Below are 17,134 nucleotides of genomic sequence, written 5' to 3'. Positions count from 1 at the left end.
TGACCCGGCATACCGGCTTACCCGGCAGAACGGATCGGGCGGCCGGTCGGCTCCTGTCAGGAGCGTGTGATGCGCACCCGGTAGTCCCCGGACCTGTCCTTGCCGGTGACGTTGATGATGATCCCGTGCGCCGCGTCGGTGAAGGTCTGGCCCACCGTGTACGGGGCGTCGGACAGTTCGGCCTGGACATTGGCGCGCAGGGTGCACCCCCCGCTGTCCGGGGTGCTGTCCCTGACGGAGACCGGGCCCTGGCCGGTGTCGACGTCGCCGTCGACCCGGTAGACGAGCACTCCGGGGCGGCACACCGCGTCGTCGTTGCCCGCCCGGGTCCGTACCTCGACCACATAGGCGGCGGACTCGGACATCGGGATCACCGCGAGCTTGGTGCCGCCGCGCGTCTCCAGCGGGGAGAGCGCCGCCTCGTGGGTGCCGGGCGTCGAAGCGCAGCTGACCTGCTTGTCGTCCAGCCAGCCGAGCTTCCACTTGTGCCAGCCCAGCATGTCGTTGTTGGCCCCCCAGTCCTCGGACATGATGTCCCAGTGCCCGACCGAGCCGCCGCCGCTCGATGTGTAGAGGTCGGGGAGGCCGAAGGTGTGGCCGTTCTCGTGCGGCAGGACGCGGTAGCCGGTGTGGTTGTACGAGCCCGATCCGTCGTCCTGACGGCTGTAGATGAACGACATGTTGGAGAGCTTCACGCCGTCCGCGACGGGCGCCTCGTCATTGCCCGAGAAGGTCACCGAGAGCACGGTGTCCAGCGCCGAAGGCCCCGCGTTCGGGGAGGCCAGCACATTGATCAGGTCGTACTTGCGGAAGTCCACCTGCCGGTCGGCCGCCTTCACGATGTCCTGGGCGAGCCGCCGGTACCCCGGCTGGTACGGGGAGCCCCGCTGTATCCCGTACGAGCTGAACGGCGACGGCATCCGCAGCCAGCGCTTCACGGGGGCCTCGGGGTGGTAGTCGAGCCGCCCGTAGGAACTGGTGCGGTACCAGGTGGAGGTCTGCGGGAAGAACTCGCCGTACCGCTTCATCGCGGGCTCGGAGCCCTGCGCGTCCGGGAAGTCGATCATGAGGGTCAGGGCGTGGACGGCGCCGGTCGAGCGGGCGTAGCCCGGTGCGGTCGGCAGCCCCTCGGACATCTGGACGCCCAGCGCGCCGCCGATCCGGCACGGGCTGAGCGAGACGGAGGATCCGGCGTGGTCGGCGCGTACGGAGAGCCGCCCGGTGGGGCCGCCCGCCGGAGTCCTCTGGATCAGAGTGGTGCTTCCCGACGTCAGCGCGGTCAGGGCGAGCGCGGTCAGGGTGACGAGGGCCAGCGGGCGCCGGGGGGAACGTATCCGGGAGCGGGGGGTCCGTGAACGGCCGGAGGGGCTGCCGCTCGACCTGGGGCGGGTCTCATGCATGCCTTCGCCTTCGGTCCGCGGCAGCCGACGGTTCCGAACTGCGCTCGTTCGATCACCCTGTGTCGGGCGGGACGGAGGCGCGCGCTGGGCTGGGCCGATCGTGGACATTCCGGGCTTACCGGATGTGGTGCGACCCTGTGGCGCAGGTCACGTTCGGCGGGGGAAATAACTGGGGACCGTTTCCCCGTTTGCACCGGTGTCACAGCGAACCGGGGAGTCCTTTTCCGGTTACCGATCCGGTGACGGAAGGGAAGGGGAGCGCCGTGGGAACCGCCACCGCCGTCCGGCCGCGCACCAGGGCCGACGCCCTGCGCAACCGGGAGCGGATCGTTTCGGCCGCGCGTGAGATCTTCGTGGAGTACGGGCCGGATGTGCCGCTCGACGAGATCGCCCGCCGGGCGGGCGTCGGCAACGCCACGCTCTACCGTCACTTCCCCGACCGGATCGATCTCTTCCGGCATGTGGTGCTCTCCGTCATGGCCCGCCTCGCGGACCAGGTGGAGGCGGCCATCGCCGAGGAGCCCGACAGTTTCGCCGCCCTCCGCCGTTTTGTGCACGCCGCGGCCGACGAGAAGATCGGGGCGCTCTGCCCGATGCTCTCGGACGGCTTCGACCGCGCGGACACGGAGATCCTGGCGGCGCGTGACCGGCTCGCGGAGTCCGTCGAGGACCTCATGAGCCGGGCACGGCAGGAAGGGCGGCTGCGCTCCGACATCGCGGTCGGAGACCTGTTCGTCGCCCTCTCCCAGCTCACCAGGCCGCTGCCCGGCGCGGGCTGTCTGGGGCTCGACCGCTTCGTCCACCGTCATCTGCAGCTGTTCCTCGACGGGCTCCAGACCTCGGCGCGGACGGTACTTCCGGGGTCACCGGCGACCCTTGAGGACCTGCGCCGGCCGACGTGACACCAGCCGTCACGCATACGGAACACCTGCGGACCGCACACGGACCGCATTCACCGCTCGACCACGACGCCTGAACAGGACGCCCGCATTGCCCGCCTGACCTCGATGCCCCACGCCCGCGTACGCGCCTGAAGCGCGCGACCGCAGCGCCCCGCGACTCTCACACCCGCGAAACACACACCGCGACTCTCACACCCGCGAAACACGCACCGCCAAGCGCACCCCCGTGAACCGCACGGCCGAGTGCGCCCCGGAGTGCTGCTTCCGCACCCCCGCTCAGACGCTCAGGACTTCTTCTTCACCCCTGAACTGCTGCCCGGGACCCTCTCGTTGCCCTACTGACCTCTCTGACCTCCCTGATCTCACTGATCTCTCCGCACCCCTAGGTGGCTCCCGTCATGTCAACAGCCATGTCGAATCCCATAGCGAAAACTCCTGACATATCACTCCCTGACCCCAATCGATGGAGAGCGCTCGTCTTCATCGCCCTGGCGCAGCTGATGGTGGTGCTCGACGCGACCATCGTGAACATCGCGCTGCCGCACGCCCAGGTCGACCTGGGTATCTCGGACGCCAACAAGCAGTGGGTCATCACGGCTTACGCCCTCGCCTTCGGCGGACTGCTGCTCTTCGGCGGCCGGATCGGCGACCTGTGGGGCCGTAAGCGCGCCTTCGTCATCGGGCTGCTCGGCTTCGCCGCGGCCTCGGCCGTCGGCGGCGGCGCCGCCAACGAGGCGATGCTGCTCACCTCCCGTGCCGCGCAGGGCATCTTCGGCGCGCTCCTCGCGCCGGCCGCGCTGTCGCTGCTCGCCGTGACCTTCACCGACGCCAAGGAGCGCGCCAAGGCGTTCGGTATCTTCGGCGCGATCGCCGGCGGTGGCGGCGCGGTCGGTCTGCTGCTCGGCGGTTTCCTCACCGAATACCTGGACTGGCGCTGGACGTTCTTCGTCAACATCCCGTTTGCGGCCATCGCCGCACTCGGCGCGTACTTCGTGATCCGGGAGCCCGCGGGCGGCCGTAACCGTTCGCCGCTGGACATCCCCGGCGTCCTGCTCTCCACGACCGGTCTGGTCTCGCTGGTGTACGGCTTCACGCGCGCCGCTTCCGACGGCTGGTCCGACCCGGTCACGATCAGCATGTTCATCGCCACCGTCGTCCTGCTCGGCGCGTTCGTCGCTGTCGAGTCGAAGGTCAAGGCCCCGCTGCTGCCGCTCCGGGTGGTCGCCGACCGCAACCGCGGTGGCATCTACGCCTCGCTCGGCCTGGCCATCATCGGGATGTTCGGCCTCTTCCTCTTCCTGACGTACTACCTCCAGGTCGTACAGGGCTACTCCTCGGTCAGGACCGGCTTCGCCTTCCTGCCGATGGTCGCCGCCATGATCACGGGCTCCACGCAGATCGGCGCCCGGCTGATGACCCGGGTGCCCGCCCGGTTCCTGATGGGCCCCGGCTTCGCGGTCGCGGCGGTCGGGATGCTGCTCCTGACCCGGATCGAGGTCGGCTCCTCGTACGCGTCGGTGATCCTGCCGGGCATGGTGCTGCTGGGGCTCGGCATGGGTACGGCGTTCATGCCCGCCATGTCGCTCGCCACGCACGGCATCGCCCCGCGTGACGCGGGTGTCGCCTCCGCGATGGTCAACACCTCGCAGCAGGTGGGCGGTGCGATCGGCACGGCGCTGCTGAACACGATCGCCGCATCCGCCACCACCGCGTACCTCGTGGGGCACGCGGCGGCCGGCGGCAACGCGAAGCTGGTCCAGGCCCAGGCGCTGGTGCACGGCTACACGAACGCGATCTGGGTGGCGGTGGGCATCCTGGCCGTCGCATCGGTGATCGCGCTGACGCTCATCAACGCCGGTCGCCCCTCGGTCACTCCGGTGGCTTCCGGCTCCGGTTCCGGTTCGGCTTCCGGGGACTCCGAATCGGTCGAGGACGAGGTGCCGATCCCGGTGATCGCACACTGAGCCGAGCCGGCTGACGGTAGTCCGACGGCGCTCCTCTCGCATGGAGCTGCCCAGGGGTGATCTGCCCTGGTTCCGCAGGGATGTCTCAGGAGAGACGTCAGCGGAGCCAGGGCAGATCCGCGTCCTCACCCTGCGGCTGCAGCCCCTCGGCCATGACCCGCATGATCTCGCCGAGCTGGCCGATCTGTTCGGGGGAGAGGCGGTCGAACAACGCCTGCCGTACGGCCGCCACATGGCCGGGCGCGGTGCGCTCCAGCACCTTCGTACCGGCCGGCGTGAGGACCGCGTTCTGGCCCCGCTTGTCGGACGGGCAGTCCTCGCGGCGCACCCAGCCGTTCCGTTCCAGCCGCGCTATCGCGTGCGAGAGCCGGGAGCGGGTGATCTTCGCGTCCATCGCCAGCTCGGTCATCCGCATCCGCCGCCGGGGCGCCTGGGAGAGCTTCACGAGGAGCCCGTAATAGATGTGCGGCATCCCGGCATCGCGCTGCAACTGGCGGTCGAGATGGTCCTCCAGGAGCGTGGTGGCGTGGAGGTACGCGCGCCAGATGCGCTGCTCCTCGTCGCTGAGCCAGCGCGGTTCGTCAGGGGGCGGTGCCGAGGTCATGTGCTCCACTGTACGACTCTTTCTTGAATATTAAACTAGATGCGATTAAGGTCTGATTCCGAGTGAACGCTTGAGACTTCAAGTAATGGAGTTGTCGACCATGACCATCACCGCCCCGGAACGTATGCCCGCCCTCTATCTCTCCCATGGCGCGCCACCGCTCGCCGACGATCCGGTCTGGCCGGGCCAGCTCGCCGCATGGTCCGCCGGTCTGCCGCGCCCCAAGGCCATCCTGATGGTCTCCGCGCACTGGGAAGACGCCCCACTGGCGCTCGGCGCGACCGGGACCGTCCCCCTCGTCTACGACTTCTGGGGCTTTCCCGATCACTACTACCAGGTGCGTTACGGCGCTCCGGGCGCGCCCCTGCTGGCCGGGAGCGTGAGGAAACTGCTGCGCGGCGCGGGACAGCCGGTCCAGGACGTCCCGGACCGGGGGCTCGACCACGGTGCGTATGTCCCGCTGGTCGAGATGTTCCCGGAGGCCGACATACCGGTGCTCCAGATCTCCATGCCGACGCTCGATCCGCAGCAGCTGATGGACATCGGACGCAGGCTGGCCCCGCTGCGCGACGAGGGTGTACTGATCGTCGGCAGCGGCTTCTTCACCCACAACCTGGCCGCGCTGCGGCACGAGGGCACCCCCGGCTGGTCCGCCGAGTTCGACGCCTGGGGGCGGGAGGCGCTGGAGGCGCAGGACATCGACGCGCTGCTCGACTTCGAGCGCAAGTCCCCGTCCGCGCCGCTCGCCCACCCGCGTACGGAACACTTCGCACCGCTCTTCGTGACGCTGGGCGCGGCAGGGGACGGGCTGGAGAGCCGGCGTGATGTGATCGACGGCTTCTGGATGGGACTGGCGAAGCGGTCGGTGCAGTTCGGGTAGGGCGGCGGCGGGTGTTCCGTGCGGGCCCGTGCCGGGCCGGTGATGTACGGGACGGGCCCGGTGGTGTACGGGACGGGCCGGTGGCGTACGGGACGGGCCGGCGCGTACGGCTACTCTCCGCCCAGCTCCTTCTCGTACCAGGCGACGTCGTGGTACGTGCCGAACTTCCGCCCCACCTCGCGGTAGGTGCCCACAGGTGTGAAGCCGAAGCGGGCGTGCAGCGCGGCGGATGCCTCGTTGGGCAGGGTGATACCGGCGTACGCCCGGTGTACGTCCTCCTCCGTCAGCGCCTCGAACAGCGCCCCGTAGAGCATCGTGCCGATCCCGCGCCCCGCCGCCGCGGGCGCGCAGTAGACGGTCACCTCCACCGACGTGGCGTACGCGGCCTTCGGCCGGAATGCGCTGCTGGTTGCATAGCCGAGAATCCGGGCAGAAGGTACCTCCTGCGCAACCAGCAGCCGGTGAGGGCCGTCTTCTGGGTGGGAGAGCAGCCACGGACGGCGTTCCTCGGGAGTGAAGACATTCGTGTCGAATGTGATCGCAGTCTCACGGATGTAGTGGTTGTAGAGGTCGGTGAGGGCTTGGAGATCTGCCTCTCTGCCCGGCCTGACCTGCACTTCCGCACGCTGTGCAGACATCTGCTCTCCCTTGGTGGCGGGACAGGGTACTGCATGATCACTAAAAACAGAGCGGGTCATGGGAATTCTGTCCGGATTCCAGTCGTTGTTTCCATCAGATGCAGGGCACCGGAGAGGGTGTTCCGCACCACACGTTCCGCACCACACGTTCCGAACGACCCGTTCCGAACGACAACTCCGAATGACAACAGAGCCGCTGAAACCGAGCGACTGAACAGCGACTGAACACCGAGCCACTGATTCGCGACCTCATCACGTTACTCACGTTAGGGAGCACGCATGGCAACCCGTGCCGTCGCCCGTCGATCCGACCGGGCAAGCAGCGTTCGCGCCGTAGGCGGGGAGATCGCCGACCGCGACCTGGTCGGCATGTACCTCGACGAAATAGCACGTACGCCACTGCTCGACGCCGAGAAGGAAGTCGAGCTGTCCCAGACCATCGAGGCCGGGGTGTACGCCCAGCAGATCCTCGACGGCTCCGTGCAGAGTGAGGCGGACGGGGCTTCGCGTGAGGAGCTGGAGGCGCTGATCGCCGCCGGGGAGCGCGCCAAGGACATCTTCATCCGGTCCAATCTGCGGCTGGTCGTCGCCGTCGCCCGCCGCTATCCGCGAGCCGGTCTGCCGCTGCTCGACCTCATCCAGGAGGGCAACGCCGGCCTGGTCCGCGCCGTCGAGAAGTTCGACTACGCGAAGGGCTTCAAGTTCTCCACGTACGCGACCTGGTGGATCCGGCAGGCCATCACCCGGTCCATAGCGGACCAGTCGCGCACCATCCGGCTCCCCGTCCACCTGGTGGAGGAGCTGGGCCGGATCCGCCGTGTCCAGCGCGAGTTCAACCGCGAGCACGGCCGCGACCCGGAGCACGAGGAGATCGCCGCCGAGCTGGACACCAAGCCGGAGCGCGTGAGCGATGTGCTGGACTGGGCGCGTGACCCGGTCAGCCTGAACATGTCGGTGGACGACCAGGGCGAGACGCAGTTCGGTGACCTCCTGGAGGACACGTCGGCGGTGTCGCCCGAGCAGTCGGTGATGACGCTGCTGCGCAGCGAGGAGCTCGACGAGCTGATCGGCAAGCTCGACCACCGCACGGCTTCGATCATCAAGATGCGGTTCGGTATCGACGACGGCCGGGAGCGGACGCTGACCGAGGTCGGCAAGGAGCACGGTCTGACGCGTGAGCGGATCCGCCAGATCGAGAAGCACGCCCTGCTCGAACTGAAGAAGATGGCCGACGATGTGGGCTTCGACGCGGCGGCGTGAACAGGCCGGACCGAAAGCCCAGCGCTCTTCGTGGCCCTCGTGCCGCCTCCGTCCCCGACTGCCGGACGGCGCCGACTTCGGCGCCGTCCGGCGATTGTTCGCGCGGGCGGTGGATGCTGCGCAGGCAGTGAGCTCCGCCCGGACGGTAAGTTCCCGCCCGGACGGGTGAGTTCCCGCCCGGATGGTGAACTCTGCTCAGCCTGTGAACTCCGCTCAGACGGTGAGCGCCGGTTCTCTGGGCGTTCCGTTCCCACCGGTGCCCGCGTCCGTGTCCTCACCGCCGCCACTGGGTGAGCCGCCTTCGGCTGACCCGTCCGCCCCGCCGCTGACGGCCGCCCGCTTCGGCAGGGCGAACATCAGTAGGAAGATCACCCCCAGCACCCCGGCGACCCACCACAGCGAGTCCATGAACGCGTGGACGAACGCCGGACCGGTCGCACTCGGTGCGAGCCGGTCGCTGATCGAACCGAAGAACACCACGGACACCAGGCCGAGCCCCAGCGCATTGCCCATCTGCTGCACGGTGTTGATCAACCCGGACGCCGACCCGGCGTGCTCCTTCGGTACGTCCGCCAGCACCGCGTCCGTCAGCGGCGCGACGATCAGCCCCATGCCGATCCCCATGACCACCAGCGGCAGCGCCATCTGCCAGGACGCGATCGCTGTGCCGTACCGGTCCGCCTCCCCGATGTAGAGCAGCAGCCCGGCCGCCATCAGCAGCGCGCCCGCCTGGAGTACCTTGCGGCCGAAGCGCGGCACCAGCTTCTGTACGGAGACACCGGCCGCGGCCGAGACCGCGACCGAGAACGGGATCCCCGTCGTCCCGGCCCGCAGAGCGCTCCAGCCGAGGCCGATCTGCATGTACAGCGTCCAGACCAGGAAGAAGATGCCCAGCGCCACACCGAACGTGGCCTGGACCGCGATACCGGCCGCGAAGCTCTTCACCCTGAACAACTCCAGCTCGACCAGCGGCGAACCGTCCTTTCGCGCCTTCACCCGCTCGTACGCGACGAGTGCGCCGAACACGACGAGGCTGCCCGCCATCGAGACGTAACCCCAGACCGGCCAGCCGAGCTCACGGCCGCGCGTCAGCGGATAGAGCATCATCAGCAGACCCACCACGACGAGCAGGACCCCGACGATGTCCAGCCGGAGCGCCTTCGGTGCTCTGGACTCGGTGATGAACCCGCGCCCGAGGAGCAGCCCGGCCACTCCGACCGGCAGGTTGATCAGGAAGATCGGGCGCCATTCGAGACCTGCGATGTTCCACTCGGTCAGCAGGGCGCCGAGCAGCGGGCCGGATACCGCGCCCAGGCCGACGATCGCGCCGAACAGCCCGAAGACCTTGCCGCGTTCCTCCGCGGGGAAGGTGGCGTGCACGATCGAGAGCACCTGCGGGACCATCAGCGCCGCCATCGCGCCCTGCAGAATGCGCGAGGCGACGAGCATCTCGGGGCCGGCCGCGAATCCGCACAGCGCGGAGGCGAGTGTGAAGCCGCCTATCCCGATCAGGAACAGTCTCTTGCGGCCGTGGATGTCGCCCAGCCGGCCGCCCGTGATCAGCCCGGCGGCGAAGGCGAGCGCGTAACCCGCGGTGATCCACTGGATCTGGCTGAACGATGCGCCGGTGTCCTTCTGGATGGACGGGATCGCGATGTTGACGATCGTGACGTCGACCAGGTCCATGAAGGCCGCGGTCATCACGATGGCCAGGGCGAACCACCTGCGGCGGTCCGCCCTGAGCACGGCCTGGGTGGTCTGCACGGCTTGCACGGCCTGCGTGGCTTGCACGGCCTGCGCGGCTTGCACGGCCTGCGCGGCCGGTGCCTTCCGCTCACTCCGTGCGGGTGGCGGCACGTCCTGGGCATCGGGCGGAGTGGGCTGGGGTGTTGAGGTCATGCGGGGAAGCTAGCCGGAATCTAGGTCAATGTCTGTCCTACTCCGAGGGCATTCTGGCTACCATGACGGACACACCGGTACGGCTGCTGCACCTTCTCTCGCTGCTCCAGACTCCGCGCGAATGGCCCGGCGGTGAACTGGCCGAGCGTCTCGACGTCAGCAGGCGCACGATCCGGCGCGACATCGACCGGCTGCGCGACCTCGGCTATCCGGTCCAGGCCACGATGGGCGCCGAGGGCGGTTACCGGCTGGTGGCGGGCAAAGCCATGCCCCCGCTGGTCCTCGACGACGAGGAGGCGGTGGCCATCGCGGTCGGGCTGCGCGCCGGGGCCGGCCACGCGGTCGAGGGCATCGAGGAGGCATCCGTACGGGCCCTGGCCAAGCTGGAACAGGTGCTGCCGTCCAGGCTGCGCCATCGCGTCGCCACACTCCAGGCAGCGACGACCCCGCTGACCAGCGGTGACGGTGCGACGGTCGACCCGGCCACGCTGACCGTGATCGCGGGGGCCGCCACCGGGCCCGAGCGGCTGCGCTTCGGCTACCGCGCCGGGGACGGTACGGAGACGGAGCGGCTGGTCGAGCCGTACCGGCTGGTCTCCACCGGGCGCCGCTGGTACCTCGTGGCGTACGACATCGACCGCGAGGACTGGCGTACGTTCCGGGTCGACCGGGTGAGCCGGCCGTTCGCGACCGGGGCGCGGTTCGTCCCGCGTGAGCTGCCGGCGGCGGACGCCGCGGAGTTCGTGAGCCGGTCCCTGTCGCGGCGCCAGCCCTCGGTGGATCTCGACATCACCTTCGCGGCCCCGGCGGATTCCGTGGCGGCACAGCTGCCGCACTGGATGGGCACGCCCGAGGCGCTGGGCGAGCGGCGTTGCCGGCTCCGGGCTCCGGTGGCGGAGTCGCTGGAGTGGCTGGGGCTGCGGCTCGCGGTGGTGGACGCGGAGTTCACCGTGCACCACCCGCCCGAACTGGCCGGCTACCTGGCACAACTGGGCGCCCGACTGCTCCGCGCGGCGGAACGGCCTCAGAGCTGAACGGCCAGAGAGCTGAACGGCCAGAGAGCGGAACGCGCCAGAGACCTGAGGTCCGGTCCCGGATCGGGACGGTGCTCAGCGGACGCGAGCGCGGAGCTCCATCGCCGTGCGGGCCTCGCTCTGTGATGCGTACACCTCGCACATATGGCGTCCGTCAGGGGTGGCCGTGTGCTCGACCTCCCAGAGGCTGAACTCCCGGCCGTCCAGCAGCAGAAAGGCATGCTCGTAGAGGGTGAAGGCCGCGGGGCCCACGCTCTCGAAGCGGCACTGGCTGCCGAGCGCCTGGCTGATCTGATGGGCGAACGCGGAACGCAGCAGCCGGGCGACGTCCTCACCCGGGCAGTCCGGATTCTCCGCGCGGCGCAGTACCCGGCGGGCGTGGTCGGCCGACCGGTCCGCCACATACGTCCTGGCCGCGGCCGGCGGGGGCGCCGACTGGAGCGCCGTGAGGATCCCGAGGTCGTCCTCCGGATCGTCGTCCGGGAACATCGCGGCGGCGTCCGCCCCGCGGATCCGGGTCACGGCGAGCCGGGCCTCCGCCTCGCCCGGATACAGCTCGTACTGCGGTCCGGTGCCGGGTCCCGTCTCGTACACCAGCTCCCACAGCGTCAGATCGGTGCCGTCCGCGAGCAGGAATGTGTGCCGGTACGTCTCGCGGTGCAGCCCGGCGCCCGAGCTGTGGTGCGAGGAGTGCAGCGCTGTGCTGTGCGCCAGCGCGGAGCCGAGCCGCTCGACGGTGGCGTCGGGCAGCTCGAAAGCGTTCAGTGCGCGGCCGAGGAGTCGCGACAGGTGCTCCCCGGTCGTCTCATGCGAATGGCTCAAGGTCTCTCCAGGCCGTCGCGGCAAGTCATGAGGTCGGGACTCAACGTAGTCCCTGGGTCTGACAACGTGGCCTTCGTTCGGCAAAACGAAGGGGGCGTGCGCAAAGTTCCCGGGCGCCCCATCAACTCACTTGTCCGGCAAGTCATTAGATGATGCGTCAGTCAGGGATGGTTTTCGCCCCCGCCCCGTACAGATCGCGATGGGCCGGGAACCGGCCACCGGGCCCGTCCACAGACTCCGCCGCCCGGATCCCCCGGACCACGGCGCGGGTCAGTACGTCGGCCCCCGCCGCCAGTACCTCGTTGAGGACGCTCAGGTCAGGGCGGTGCCGCGTGCCGGTGGCAAGGGCGAAGACGGTGTCGCCGTCGTGCAGCAGATGGACCGGCCGCACGGCGCGCGCGAGACCGTCGTGCGCGGTACCGGCCAGCTTCTGCGCCTGGGCGCGGGTCAGTTCGGCATCGGTGGCCACGACGGCGATGGTGGTGTTCAGCGGGGGGCGTGAATTGTGCTCGCGCGCCAGAGCCAACTGCCGCTGTGCCTCCTCGTGGACGTCGGCCGCCGGATATACGGGCCGGCCCTGGCCGTACTCGCCGTAGAGCACGCCCGTCAGCGGATCGACCGGTGCGCCCACCGAGTTGACCACGGCGATGGCCCCCACGGTGACACCGGACGCCAGGGTGACGCTCGCCGAGCCGACGCCGCCCTTGAGCCCGCCCGCCACCGCCCCCGTACCGGCTCCGACGCTGCCCTGTTCGACCGGTGCGCCCGGCGGTGCGGCCGCCGCGGCTTCCACCGCCGCACGCCCGGTCGACGCGTCCGGCCTGGCCCGCCAGTCGCCGCCGCGCCCGAGATCGAAGACGCAGGCGGCCGGGACGACCGGCACGACCTGAGTGGGATCGGGGCCGACCTGGAAGCCGCGGCCCTGCTCCTCCAGCCAGGCCATCACACCGGACGCGGAGTCCAGCCCGTACGCACTGCCCCCGGTCAGGACGATCGCGTCCACGCGCTGCACCAGATTGCGCGGATCGAGGGCGTCCGTCTCCCGGGTGCCCGGCCCGCCGCCGCGCACATCCACGGCGGCGACCGCACCGCCGAGCGGAGTCAGGACGACCGTGGTCCCGCTCAGCGCTCGCGCACCGGGCACCCGCGCATGACCGACCCGGAGCCCGGCCACATCGGCGAGCGAGTCCAGCCGCTCTCGCGAAGAGCCGTTCCCGGCCGCTGAGTTCGCGGGGGTGCCCGGGTCCGTGCCGGTCGTTGAACCAGCGCCGGTGGGTGAGCCCGTGCCGGTGGGCGGCCGGGGGGATGTGCCGGGCGGGGCCGGGGTGTCCGAACCGGACCCACGCGCCGCTTCCACAGGGCGCTCTGACGGGGTGTCTGCTGCGGTCATGGACTCCATGGGACCACTCCTCCCTGTGATCCGGCGCCTCCGGCCCTCCCCGGGCCTGTTCTTGCACCCGTGTTCCTGTCTTTCTCCGTCGAATTCCCCGTGCGGCGGCTGGTTCGGCATCTGAATGAAGCCTCACCCGGCCGACACGCAGAAAACGCATAAAAGGGATATTGCCGACTACGGTGGCGCAGTGACCGAGCCGCCTTCCGCCCCTTCCGCGCCCCCGCCGTACCCCCCATCCGGCCGCCCGGCCCCCGCGCAACCGGCCCCCGCACAACGGTTTCCGCTGCGCCCGGTATCCGTAAGCCCGGTCTCCGCAAGGGGGACGGCCGCGGGCACGGCGGTCTCACTCCTGCTGATCGTGGCCATCGTGCTGGGCAGCCGCTTTCTGCGCGACTTCGACTCGGCCCTGCTGCCGTACGCCGTCGCCAGTGTCTTCCTCGCCTTCGGCGTCGCCTACCGGTACACCGTCTGGGTCTCCGCGCCCGGCGCCCGCAGACTCTTCAACAAGGGCTGGAGCAGCTTCTTCTCGCGCGCCAACTTCCGCAGAGCGCCCACGGCCCTGCCGAAGATGATCGCCACCTACCTCGGCTTCCAGAAGTTCCTGGGCGCCAGGTCGCACGCCCGCTGGGCCGCCCACCAGCTGATCTTCTGGGGCTGCATCCTCGCCGCGCTGATCACGTTCCCGCTCACCTGGGGCTGGTTCACCTTTACATCGGGCAGCGGATCGGGCCCCGGGTACGAGATGCGGATCTGGGGGTTCAAGATCCTCGGGTTCGACTCGCTGAACCTCCTGGGCCGGCTGATGTTCCACGGCCTCGACATCGCGGCCGTCCTGGTCATCCCCGGGGCCGCGTACTTCCTGTGGCGGCGGATGAAGGACCGGGGCGCCATGACGGGGCAGCGCTTCGCCTACGACCTGGTGCCGCTGCTCGCGCTGATCGTCATCTCCGTGACGGGCCTCCTCCTCACCTTCTCCTCGGTCTTCCTGCACGGCGGCGGCTATGAGTTCCTCGCCGTGCTGCACATGGTCGTGGTGATCTTCACGCTCATCTACATCCCGTTCGGCAAGTTCTTCCACATCGTGCAGCGGCCGGCCGCCGTCGGGATGCAGCTGTTCAAGTACACCGCCCGCCAGGACGACCAGGTGTTCGCCTGCCGCCGCTGCCACGCGCCGATCGACACCGCCCCGTACGTCGACAACCTGCGCGCCACCATGCGCGACCTGGAGCTGAACTTCGACGCCTGGGCCGAGTACTGCCCCCGCTGCAAGCGGGTGCTGCGCGGCAACGCCTACCTCAGCCAAGTGAAGAAGGGCTTCAAGTGACCTCCTCGCTCGACCCGGCCATCGCCCCACCCGGCACCCGCAACTTCCGTGACGCGGGCGGAATCCCCGCCGACCAGTGGCACGCCGACCAGCACGGCGAGACGCTTGTCCCCACCCACTGCTGCTTCTGCGGGGTGCAGTGCGGGATGTACCTCCGGGTCAGCAAGGGCGACAAGAACGGAAAGGGCGGCAAGGTCTTCGGCGTCGAGCCCCGCAACCACGACATCAACCGGATGCGGCTCTGCCCCAAGGGCATCAACGCCTATCAGCAGGTCAACCACCCCGACCGGCTCACCGCGCCGCTGATGCGCCGCTCGCGCGACGAGCCCTTCAGGGAGAGCTCCTGGGAGGAGGCGCTCGACTTCACCATCGCCGAGATCCGCCGTATCCAGGGGCAGTACGGCAAGGACGCCTTCGGGCTGCTCGGCGGGGCCAGCCTCTTCTCCGAGAAGACCTATCTGGTCGGCAAGTTCGCCCGGGTCGCGCTCAAGACCCGCCATGTCGACTACAACGGCAGACTCTGCATGGTCAGCGCCGCCGGAGCCAACAAACTCGCCTTCGGCATCGACCGTGCGGGCAACCCCTTCTCCGACATCCTCCTCACCGACTGCCTGCTCATCGCCGGGTCGAACGTCGGGGAGTGCTTCCCCGTGATGACGCAGTACGTGTGGGGTGCGAGGGACCGGGGCGCCTCGCTCATCGTCATCGACCCACGCGAGACGGCCATCGCCCGCACCGCCGACATCCATGTCGCGCTCAAGCCGGGCACGGACTCGGCCTTCTTCAACGCCGTACTGAACGTGGTCATCCGCGAGGGCCTCGACGACCGGGCATTCGTCGAGGCACACGCCACCGGCTGGGAGGAAGTCCGCGCCAAGGCCGCCGAGTACACCCCGGAACGAGCCGCCGGGATCTGCGGGATCCCCGCCGCGCAGATCGTCCAGGTCGCCCGGACCTTCGCGGGCGCCCGGCGGGCGATGGCCTGGCACGCCCGTGGCATCGAGCACCACTCCCAGGGCGTCGAGAACTGCCTCTCCGTCATCAATCTCTGCACGGCCACCGGCCATATCGGCCGCCCCGGCGCCGGCTACGGCACCCTCACCGGACAGGGCAACGGCCAGGGCGGCCGTGAACACGGCCAGAAGTCCGACCTCCTCCCCGGTGGCCGCTCGATCACGAACCCGGAGCACCGCAGGCAGATCTGCGAGATCTGGGGCATCGAGGAGTCCGAACTCCCGCTCGCGGGAACCTCGATGATGGAAATGGTCTACCAGATGCAGCGCCAGGAGATCCGCGGCCTCATCGGCATCTGCAACAACCCCTTCGTCTCCCTCCCCAACTACCGTGTGGTCAAGGAGGGTTACGACACCGCCGAGTTCCACGCCCAGTTCGACTTCTTCCTCTCCGAGACCGCCGCCAACGCGCATGTCGTCTTCCCCGTCACCACCTGGGCCGAGGACGAGGGCGTGATGGCCAACGCCGAGGCCCGCGTCGTCAAGCACAACAAGGCACAGGACCCACCCCCCGGGGTACGGACCGACACCTGGGTGATCTCGCAGCTCGCCCAGCGCCTCGGAGTGGGCGACAAATTCGCCTACACGGGATCTCGCGAGGTCTTCGACGAGCTGCGCGTCGCCTCGGCCGGAACGGTCAACGACTACTACGGCATCACCTACGAACGGCTTGAGGAGACCGGCGGCATCGCCTGGCCCTGCCCGTCCACCGATCACCCCGGTACCCCCCGGCTCTTCGAGGACGGCACGACGTACCACCCCGACGGCAAGATCCATCTGCAGGTCGTCGAATGGCACCCGCCGATGGACCCGTACGACGACGAGCACCCCATGTCGCTCACCACGGGCCGCACGGTCGCGCACTTCCTCTCCGGTAACCAGACCCGCAGGCTCGGCGCGCTGGTCGAGCAGACCCCGCGCCCCTGGGTGGAGGTGCACCCCTCTCACGGCTTCACCTCCGGCGATCCGGTGCGGGTCGTCACCCGGCGCGGCAGCCAGGTCTTTCCCGCCCTGGTCACCGAGGCCATCAGACCCGACACGGTCTTCGTTCCGTACCACTGGCCGGTTCCCACCGGCGCCAACGCCCTCACCATCGATGCTCTCGACCCCCGTTCCAAGATTCCCGAGTACAAGGTCTGCGCCTGCCGTATCGAGGCCGCCGAGCGGGTCGGCGAAGTCCCCGCACCGCCCGTCGCGCCCGGAGGCACGGCCTACCCCGAGACGCAGATCTCCCGCACCGACCCCCTGCCGCCCTCGGCCCCGCAGGGGCGTGGCACGGCGGAGAGGAGCTGAGTCCCGCCATGATGGGCAGAACGATCTTCATCGATCCGGGGCGCTGCATCGGCTGCCAGGCCTGTGTCTCCGCGTGCCGTGAATGCGATTCGCACCGGGGCAAGTCGATGATCCACCTCGACTACACCGACCCCGGCCAGTCCGTCGCCTCCCTTCCCACGGTCTGTATGCACTGCGAGGACCCGGTCGCGCCCTGCGCCGAGGTCTGTCCCGCCGACGCGATCCTGGTGACCGCCGACGGGGTGGTGCAGCAGGCCGACACCACCCGCTGCATCGGCTGTTCCAACTGCGTCAACGCCTGCCCCTTCGGCGTACCGAAGATCGACCTCCAGGCGAAGCTCCAGCTGAAGTGCAACCTCTGTTACGACCGCACCGCGTACGGTCTCGCCCCCATGTGCGCGACGGTCTGCCCGACCGGGGCGCTGTTCTACGGAACGCAGGAGGAGCTCCAGGCGGAGCGCCCCGGCGTGCAGGTCGCCGACTCCTTCGCGTTCGGCGATGTCGTGGTGAAGACCGGGGTCGCGATGGTGGTCCCGGCAGAGAAGGTCCAGTGGCCGGTGCCCGGCGGGTTTCCGGTCGTCGAGGTCAATGGAGTCGATGTGCGAGAAGCCCCGGGTGTCGGCGGCGCGGGTGGCGCCCGCGGAACCGCCGGGTCCAGCCCTGCCGGCCCCGTCGACTCCCTGGGGCCTGTCAGCCCCGCGGGTGGTG

Annotated in this window: 13 protein-coding genes and 1 pseudogene; 8 read left to right on the top strand and 6 right to left on the bottom strand. The window is 69.5% G+C overall.

The window, feature by feature from the left end; genetic code table 11:
- Positions 1-56: 56 nt before the first annotated feature.
- Entirely contained in the window at positions 57-1,400 is a 1,344-nt protein-coding gene (locus ACWGKJ_RS21660; protein ID WP_385019863.1) for a M6 family metalloprotease domain-containing protein, read from the bottom strand.
- 263 nt (positions 1,401-1,663) lie between these two features.
- Here ACWGKJ_RS21660 and ACWGKJ_RS21655 point away from each other — a divergent pair, with 263 nt between their 5' ends.
- Together ACWGKJ_RS21655 and ACWGKJ_RS21650 are read left to right on the top strand one after the other, a co-directional pair.
- Positions 1,664-2,302: a TetR/AcrR family transcriptional regulator gene (locus tag ACWGKJ_RS21655; protein ID WP_385019865.1), complete on the top strand. Its 639-nt coding sequence runs from the start codon at positions 1,664-1,666 to the stop codon at positions 2,300-2,302.
- Between the two features lie 410 nt (positions 2,303-2,712).
- Positions 2,713-4,266, top strand: coding sequence for an MFS transporter (locus ACWGKJ_RS21650; protein WP_385019867.1), 1,554 nt, complete (start codon positions 2,713-2,715; stop codon positions 4,264-4,266).
- A gap of 97 nt (positions 4,267-4,363) precedes the next feature.
- Here the strand turns inward: ACWGKJ_RS21650 and ACWGKJ_RS21645 are convergent, their stop codons facing one another.
- Positions 4,364-4,879, bottom strand: a complete 516-nt coding sequence (locus ACWGKJ_RS21645) for a MarR family winged helix-turn-helix transcriptional regulator (RefSeq protein WP_385019869.1) — start codon at positions 4,877-4,879, stop codon at positions 4,364-4,366.
- A gap of 91 nt (positions 4,880-4,970) precedes the next feature.
- On the opposite strand from ACWGKJ_RS21645, the gene ACWGKJ_RS21640 reads away from it, so the two are divergent.
- Positions 4,971-5,750 (top strand): dioxygenase family protein, encoded by a 780-nt coding sequence (locus ACWGKJ_RS21640; RefSeq protein WP_385019871.1) that lies wholly within the window; start codon positions 4,971-4,973, stop codon positions 5,748-5,750.
- 110 nt (positions 5,751-5,860) lie between these two features.
- Here ACWGKJ_RS21640 and ACWGKJ_RS21635 read toward each other — a convergent pair whose 3' ends face one another.
- Positions 5,861-6,388, bottom strand: a complete 528-nt coding sequence (locus ACWGKJ_RS21635) for a GNAT family N-acetyltransferase (RefSeq protein ID WP_385019873.1) — start codon at positions 6,386-6,388, stop codon at positions 5,861-5,863.
- Positions 6,389-6,667: 279 nt separating this feature from the next.
- Between ACWGKJ_RS21635 and ACWGKJ_RS21630 the strand changes: the two genes are divergently transcribed.
- Positions 6,668-7,648, top strand: a complete 981-nt coding sequence (locus tag ACWGKJ_RS21630) for a sigma-70 family RNA polymerase sigma factor (protein WP_385019875.1) — start codon at positions 6,668-6,670, stop codon at positions 7,646-7,648.
- A 213-nt stretch (positions 7,649-7,861) separates the two neighbouring features.
- Here ACWGKJ_RS21630 and ACWGKJ_RS21625 read toward each other — a convergent pair whose 3' ends face one another.
- Complete coding sequence (locus ACWGKJ_RS21625) at positions 7,862-9,349, bottom strand: MFS transporter (RefSeq protein ID WP_385019950.1); 1,488 nt, start codon at positions 9,347-9,349, stop codon at positions 7,862-7,864.
- A 260-nt stretch (positions 9,350-9,609) separates the two neighbouring features.
- On the opposite strand from ACWGKJ_RS21625, the gene ACWGKJ_RS21620 reads away from it, so the two are divergent.
- On the top strand, positions 9,610-10,581 hold the full coding sequence (locus tag ACWGKJ_RS21620; RefSeq protein WP_385019877.1) for a helix-turn-helix transcriptional regulator: 972 nt from the start codon (positions 9,610-9,612) through the stop codon (positions 10,579-10,581).
- Positions 10,582-10,656: 75 nt separating this feature from the next.
- Here ACWGKJ_RS21620 and ACWGKJ_RS21615 read toward each other — a convergent pair whose 3' ends face one another.
- Both ACWGKJ_RS21615 and ACWGKJ_RS21610 read right to left on the bottom strand, forming a co-directional pair.
- A complete protein-coding gene (locus ACWGKJ_RS21615) occupies positions 10,657-11,403 on the bottom strand; it encodes a DUF6227 family protein (RefSeq protein WP_385019879.1) in 747 nt (248 codons plus the stop codon).
- Between the two features lie 157 nt (positions 11,404-11,560).
- Positions 11,561-12,793 carry a P1 family peptidase gene (locus tag ACWGKJ_RS21610; RefSeq protein ID WP_385019881.1) on the bottom strand — a complete coding sequence of 411 codons (1,233 nt, stop codon included), beginning with the start codon at positions 12,791-12,793 and terminating at the stop codon, positions 11,561-11,563.
- A gap of 190 nt (positions 12,794-12,983) precedes the next feature.
- Here ACWGKJ_RS21610 and ACWGKJ_RS21605 point away from each other — a divergent pair, with 190 nt between their 5' ends.
- The 3 genes and pseudogenes from ACWGKJ_RS21605 to ACWGKJ_RS21595 form a co-directional block, all read left to right on the top strand.
- A complete protein-coding gene (locus ACWGKJ_RS21605; RefSeq protein WP_385019883.1) occupies positions 12,984-14,120 on the top strand; it encodes an MFS transporter in 1,137 nt (378 codons plus the stop codon).
- Positions 14,117-16,426: a molybdopterin oxidoreductase family protein gene (locus ACWGKJ_RS21600; protein ID WP_385019885.1), complete on the top strand. Its 2,310-nt coding sequence runs from the start codon at positions 14,117-14,119 to the stop codon at positions 16,424-16,426. The genes ACWGKJ_RS21605 and ACWGKJ_RS21600 overlap by 4 nt, the downstream gene beginning before the upstream one ends.
- An 8-nt stretch (positions 16,427-16,434) precedes the next feature.
- Positions 16,435-17,031: pseudogene (locus tag ACWGKJ_RS21595) on the top strand (4Fe-4S dicluster domain-containing protein); the annotation flags it as partial.
- Positions 17,032-17,134: the final 103 nt, after the last annotated feature.

It is taken from the genome of Streptomyces sp. NPDC054757, from assembly GCF_053612185.1.
The sequence above is the reverse complement of the archived record's forward strand: the minus strand, read 5'-3'. Positions and strand labels throughout refer to the sequence as shown.

Excerpts from the sequence above, each read along its gene's own strand:
- ACWGKJ_RS21650 (WP_385019867.1), top strand. The coding sequence starts at position 2,713 with ATGTCGAATCCCATAGCGAAAACTCCTGACATATCACTCCCTGACCCC.
- ACWGKJ_RS21625 (WP_385019950.1), bottom strand. The coding sequence starts at position 9,349 with ATGACCGCGGCCTTCATGGACCTGGTCGACGTCACGATCGTCAACATC.
- ACWGKJ_RS21635 (WP_385019873.1), bottom strand. The coding sequence starts at position 6,388 with ATGTCTGCACAGCGTGCGGAAGTGCAGGTCAGGCCGGGCAGAGAGGCA.
- ACWGKJ_RS21660 (WP_385019863.1), bottom strand. The coding sequence starts at position 1,400 with ATGCATGAGACCCGCCCCAGGTCGAGCGGCAGCCCCTCCGGCCGTTCA.
- ACWGKJ_RS21620 (WP_385019877.1), top strand. The coding sequence starts at position 9,610 with ATGACGGACACACCGGTACGGCTGCTGCACCTTCTCTCGCTGCTCCAG.
- ACWGKJ_RS21640 (WP_385019871.1), top strand. The coding sequence starts at position 4,971 with ATGACCATCACCGCCCCGGAACGTATGCCCGCCCTCTATCTCTCCCAT.
- ACWGKJ_RS21610 (WP_385019881.1), bottom strand. The coding sequence starts at position 12,793 with ATGACCGCAGCAGACACCCCGTCAGAGCGCCCTGTGGAAGCGGCGCGT.
- ACWGKJ_RS21630 (WP_385019875.1), top strand. The coding sequence starts at position 6,668 with ATGGCAACCCGTGCCGTCGCCCGTCGATCCGACCGGGCAAGCAGCGTT.